Consider the following 5,688-nt stretch of genomic DNA (forward strand, 5'->3'; position numbering starts at 1 on the left):
GTTCGGTCTCTGGTTGCCGGGGCTGCGGTTGTTTTCCGTGCTCGCCCAGGCTGCCGTCATCGTGATCAGCGGCTTGATGGTGCGGGAGCTTGGCGGCGGGCGCATGGCCCAGAGCATGGCCGCCATCGTTGTTGCGCTTTCACCGTTGCCGCTGTTCGAAGGCACGGAATTTCAGTACACCAGCTTCGATTACCTGTGGTGGGTGTTGACCGCCTACTGGGTGATTCGCCTGCTGAAGACGGAAGACCCGCGCTGGTGGCTGGCGATCGGTGCGGCCATCGGCGCCGGTGCGCAAACCAAGTACACGATTTTCTTTTTCGCCGCCGGCATTTTCGCCGGCCTGCTGTTCACGCCAGAGCGACGTTTCTTTCGCAGCACGTGGCTGTGGGCCGGCGTGGCGCTGGCTTTGCTGATCTTTTTGCCCAATCTCATCTGGCAGGCGCGGCATGGCTTTATCTACCTGCGCTTTGTCCAGGCCATTCATGCGCGCGACGTGAGCGAAGGGCGCGCCGACCATTTCTTCCTCCATCAGGTCGCGCACTGCACGAATCCGTTCACGCTGCCGCTGTGGCTGGCCGGTTTGTACGGCTATTTGCAGGAGCGCCGCTACCGTCTGCTTGGATGGATGTATCGGGTGCCGCTTGCGTTGCTGGTGCTCGGGCAGGGGCGGGGCTATTACCTGGGTGCGGCTTATCCCAGGTTGTTTGCCATGGGCGCGGTGATGGCCTTGCGCTGGCTGGCCTCCCCGCCGCAACGCTGGCGGCGGGTGCTGGTCGGTGTTCTTTTCGTGGGGTTCTCGGCATACGGGCTGGGTGCCGCGGCGGCCATTCTTCCGCTCGCTTCCAGCGGTCCGTTGATGCGCATGGCGCTCAAGCATAACGACGATCTGTGCGACGAGCTTGGCTGGGAAAGCATCGTGCAGACGGTCGCGAACATCCGCGATGCGCTGCCGTCGGAGCGGCGGGCCAATGTTGGCGTGCTGGTCGGTAATTACGGCGAGCAGGGCGCCATCGACATCCTCGGTCCGCGCTACCACTTGCCGGTAGCGATAAGCCCCGTGAATTCGGCGTGGTCGCGCGGCTATCCCGTACCCACGCCCGCCACGCTGATCGTGCTGGGCTCATCGCGCGAATGGGTGGAGCGTTACCTTACCGGCTGCCGCCTGGCCGCGCATGTCGTCAACCCATATGGCGTATCCAACGAGGAGAGCCGCGATCACCCGGATATCTTCGTGTGCGGCCCTCCGCGCATGCCGTGGCCTGCGTTCTGGCAGGCGGCCCGGCGCTTTGGATGAGCGCCAGAAAGAAGCACATCAACTCTTCGCAGCAGACTTCTGCCCCGGCTTCTTCGCATCCGCCGCCATCTCCGGCTGCACCGGTGCGGGGGGCTTCTTGCCGTTGCTGGGCTTGGTCCACACGGCCACGTAGTCGACCACCATCGAATGTCCCGGCTCCGACTCCGGCGTAGGCGTGGGTTTCCAGCCGGCCATCACGAACGAGAAGCCGCCGCCCATCGCGACGTCCAGCAGCAGGAAATAGCCGTGCTCACTGGTGAGTTGATGCCAGGTTTCGGCGGAAAGCTGGTTCTCCGCCACCTGGTTGATCAGCTGCCCATCCACAAACCAGCGCAAGCGCTCCGGCATGACGCTGCGATCCCACTCGAAGGTGAAGGTATGCGGGCCGGCAGTGCAGGCTTCGTGCGGGCACGGCAGGCGGGCGCCGATGCCGATCGGCTCGCCGCAAGGGCCGCCAGGGTTCACCCCGCAATGCAGGATGCCCCACACCGCATCCAGGCCGTTGACGCTTTCCATGATGTCGAACTCGCCGGACTGGGGCCACGCCATGGTGGTGCGATAATCGCTGCCCAAGGCCCAGAACGCCGGCCAGTAACCGAGTGCGCGTGGCCCGGTCACGTCGGGCATCTGGATGCGTGCTTCCATGCGCAGCATGCCGCCGTCGGGCGCCATGAAATCGTCGCGCACGGTTTCGACGCGCCCTGACGTCCATTGGCCGGCGGCATCACGCTGCGGGGTGATGATCAAATGGCCCTGGCCATCCAGGCGGATATTGGACGGGTCGCGGGTGTAGTTCTCGATTTCGGAGGTGCCCCAGTTGACCGGGCCGTTCGGGTAACCGTGCCCCGTGTCGATGCGCCAGTTGGTAGACGAAGGCAAGGAGCCCGCAGGACCGGCGAAATTGTCGCCCCATTGCAGCTGCCAGCCGGCTGGGGCAGGAATGTCGATGGCTTGCGCAGTATTGGCAAAGCCCATAAGCCCCACACCGAGAACGCATGTTGCAACCACCGCGGTGGCACGGGAGGAAAAATTTTTGATCTGCATAAACTACCGAGGATGAGGAGCGATCCGCTTGGCGACACGCTCTCTGCCGGGCCAACTCGGCACGCGGCCGGGCTGACGGAGAAAAAACACGGGGATGATACGCCCCCTGCACCCATTTTTAATGTGTTCGACTTTCTGAAGCAAATCTGTAGCCCACGTCTCATCTCGTAACGCTGTCATTGCAATATGTCGGTGAGAGGCGCCTGTGTGGCTGCGGGTAACGACACATCCAGCAGCCTGGCGATCGTCGGCGCCACGCGCAGATTGCTGATCGGGCCCAGTGTCACACCATGCCGTATATGCGCGCCCGAAGCGATGAAAAGCGCCTGCATGTCTGGCTCGGTGTTGAGGTAGCCATGCGCGCCGCGCGCGGGCTCGATCTGGGTAATGAGCGGTGGCGTGATGCCGTCCGTGAAGGAGTAGCCAGCCTTGGCGACCAAGTACAAATCAGGCGCCTGATCGGTGGAGCCCGGCGCAGGAATGCCGAGCTGATTCGCTTCACTGCCGGTGTAGACTGCGGCAACGCCCGGCAGCTTCTCGAAATCGGTCTTGAGCTTGGGCAGTAACGCAGCGCGCTTGGCGTTGTCGCGGATATACAGCGACGCTTCGCCGCCTTCCGGCTGAATCCATACATCGCCGCGATAGCTGCCTTTTTCCATGTGCAGCAAGCCTTGCTGCACCAACGCGACGTTGGGATGAATGGCGTGCGTGTAATCGGCGAAGCCGTGATCGGATGCGATGACGAAGGTGATGCGATCCAGCACACCGGCGTTGCGCGCGGCATCGATCAATCGGGCAATGCACGCATCGGCATAGGCATAAGCCGCATAGGCAGCCGGCGAGAGTGCGCCGTATTCGTGCTGCAAGGTATCGGTTTGCAGAAGGTGGAACAGCAACAGGTTGGGCGTATGCCGGGTGAGTATGTCGATGGCGGCATCCGTCCAGATCTGGTCGCGCCACGCCGGTGTGCTATCGTCGCCAAAGGTGGTCACTTGTTCTTTCGTCACCAGACCGTCTGCGATCAGGTCCTGTGCAACAGGGCCGCTTGCATCAGGCTTTTCGGCAAAAGCCCATTGCACGTGTTTTGCGCCATAGATGGCCACCCAATCCACCTGGCCGGTGCTCATGCCTTGTTCCGCCACGGCGTCATACAGCGTACGCGCATGCACGAGTCGATCTTTCGGTGTCCATGGCTTCACTTCCGGGCCGCCGCCGTCCGGCGGGAACGTGATCAAGCCATTGGCCATCACATGATGCACGCTGGCGTTCACGCCGGTGATCAGCGTGGTGTGGTTGGGCCAGGTGACGGAAGGATTGATCGGCTGCATGGCCTGCGCATGTGCGCCATTCTTCATCAACATGCGCAGCGTAGGCATCGGCAGCCGCGGGTCTTGCAAGGCGCGGGCGGGGAAGCCGTCGATGGTGATCAGCACCACGATGGGACCGTGCGTGGCGGCGGTGCCGTCGTTGTGCGGTGGGTGGGCGTGTATGGGGATGAGGGATGCGAGGGCCAGCAGGGAAGCCAAGGCAAGCAGTTTGTGCATGATTCACCGAAGGGTGGCAAAAACATTCCGATTCTAGCGGACGAGTTTTGCAGGATCGCTTTGCAGGCAAACCCTGCCTATGGCGTCTGCGGCACGACGATCGTGGTCCGTTCCTGCACCTTGTCCCCTGCTACGACAAAACTCAACCGGTAGCTGCCCGGCCGCAGATACAGATAACCCGACGGCACCCCTTGCGTGCTGCTATAGGCCTTGATGCCCGAAATGGAAACGACCATCGGCTGCAAATCCAGCAGCATGCGATCGGCGGGAACCGCATCGGGACATTCATTGCTGTAGCGCGCCTCGACCAGGCAGGCGTAATGCCCATCGCAACCATCGGCGCTCACCAGGTATGGCCGGCGCAGTCCCCACAGCGTCAGCCAGGTCGGCCGCCCGCGTTCCAGTTTTTCGGGCGGAAAGAACACGGTCACGTCATAAGCGGGACGTTGCGACCACGGCTTGCCTTTCGCGTCGACGAAGACGATGGGGGCATCCGGATGCAACTGCTTCATCACCGCGGTGTAGTAGGGGTGATCGTCCTGCCTTGAAGGGTGCGGATACATCGTCGTCTGGTCGATGGCGAGCATCGATGCGCCGGTGAGCTTGTACAAGTGCTCGGCCATCGACTGGCCACCGAGATAGATGCCCGACTTCACAATGTGTTCGTAGCCGGCATTGATGACCAGGCGCGCATGGGGGTCCTGTTTGAATACACGCTCGTAAAGATGGCGCGCCTGCTCGGCTTCGCGCTGGTCGGGGCTGATGGCGTCCGAGTTGGCCTCATACGCAACGACCTTGTAGCCGAGCTTGAGCGCCGTGCGCACCATTTCCGCGTAGACAGGCTCCTGGGTGTAGAAGCCGCTGTCGACGGTGGGATAGCCGCGCGTTTGCAGTTGGGTATCGCTTTGCGACAGCGTTTCGGCGGCGAAGTAGCGGAAGCCTTGCGCGTATAGGCGGCTCAGCAAGGCCACGGTGAGGCTGCGCGTCATCGCGATGTTGTGGGCTTCGTTGAGCAGCACGATCTGGTAGTTGCTTGCGAGCTCCGGAATCGCCTCCAGCGCCGGGCGGGCGGTATAGCCGCTTTCGAGCGGCGAAGGCCGGTCGTCGGGGCGCGGCGGTTGCGCGATGGAGAAGCTTTGCGTCGCCAGTGGATAGTCGCCGAGAAAGCTCAGATACCAGCCGATGTATTGCCCGAAGATCATGCGGAAGGCGCGCGAATCGTCGCTGGCGTAGCCCTCGCGCATCGTCATGTATTGGGTCAGCAGGCCTTTGTGGCGATCGGCCTCGGCCATGATCCGGTCCGCCTTCGCCTCGGCGGCGGCCTGCTGCGTCTGCCATTCGGTTACCGATTGTGCATGCGCGGCCGATACCGCTACGGCACCGGCAAGCCACATCACATAGCCCAGCATGCTGCTGCGTCTCGCCATCGCTTTCTCCTTGCGCCCCCCAACAGGCTCGTCACCATCATGCGCCGACCGGAATCCGTACCCCAATAGCCACTTTCATGTGGCGAGGCCCGGCCATTTTGCGCCAACGTACGAGCGGCGAGTTCCGCCGGAAGTCATTGTTCCGGCGGATCGGCGGCGCCGCGCACTGGAGCTTTATGTATTTCGGTCGCCGACAAGCATCGACGATAATCCATGTCTTTCCCTCGACCTGCAGGAACCGTCCATGAAATCGCGTGCCGCTGTCGCCTTCGCCCCCGGCCAGCCCTTGCAGATCGTCGAGATTGACGTGGCTCCGCCGAAGGCCGGCGAAGTGCTGGTGAAGATCACGCACACCGGCGTCTGCCATACGGATGCCTTC

4 protein-coding genes and 1 pseudogene are annotated in these 5,688 nt (G+C 62.7%); 2 read left to right on the forward strand and 3 right to left on the reverse strand.

Translation table 11 applies throughout. The annotated features are described in order from the left end of the window. On the forward strand, positions 1 to 1,294 hold a 1,294-nt coding region (locus VMA74_RS00155), incomplete at its 5' end, for a glycosyltransferase family 39 protein (protein ID WP_325363596.1). 18 nt (positions 1,295 to 1,312) lie between these two features. Here the strand turns inward: VMA74_RS00155 and VMA74_RS00160 are convergent. The 3 genes from VMA74_RS00160 to VMA74_RS00170 form a co-directional block, all read right to left on the reverse strand. Then, complete coding sequence (locus tag VMA74_RS00160; protein WP_325363599.1) at positions 1,313 to 2,269, reverse strand: glycoside hydrolase family 16 protein; 957 nt, start codon at positions 2,267 to 2,269, stop codon at positions 1,313 to 1,315. A 245-nt stretch (positions 2,270 to 2,514) separates the two neighbouring features. Continuing rightward, positions 2,515 to 3,882: an alkaline phosphatase family protein gene (locus VMA74_RS00165; RefSeq protein ID WP_325363601.1), complete on the reverse strand. Its 1,368-nt coding sequence runs from the start codon at positions 3,880 to 3,882 to the stop codon at positions 2,515 to 2,517. Positions 3,883 to 3,959: 77 nt separating this feature from the next. Next, positions 3,960 to 5,309, reverse strand: a complete 1,350-nt coding sequence (locus VMA74_RS00170) for a hypothetical protein (protein ID WP_325363603.1) — start codon at positions 5,307 to 5,309, stop codon at positions 3,960 to 3,962. A gap of 244 nt (positions 5,310 to 5,553) precedes the next feature. Here VMA74_RS00170 and VMA74_RS00175 point away from each other — a divergent pair. Continuing rightward, a pseudogene (locus VMA74_RS00175) lies at positions 5,554 to 5,688 on the forward strand (S-(hydroxymethyl)glutathione dehydrogenase); the annotation flags it as partial.

Source organism: Dyella sp., from assembly GCF_035508675.1.
GTDB lineage: Bacteria > Pseudomonadota > Gammaproteobacteria > Xanthomonadales > Rhodanobacteraceae > Dyella_B.

Coding starts and splice junctions, on each gene's coding strand:
- VMA74_RS00160 (WP_325363599.1), bottom strand. CDS start 2,269: ATGGGCTTTGCCAATACTGCGCAAGCCATCGACATTCCTGCCCCAGCC.
- VMA74_RS00165 (WP_325363601.1), bottom strand. CDS start 3,882: ATGCACAAACTGCTTGCCTTGGCTTCCCTGCTGGCCCTCGCATCCCTC.
- VMA74_RS00170 (WP_325363603.1), bottom strand. CDS start 5,309: ATGGCGAGACGCAGCAGCATGCTGGGCTATGTGATGTGGCTTGCCGGT.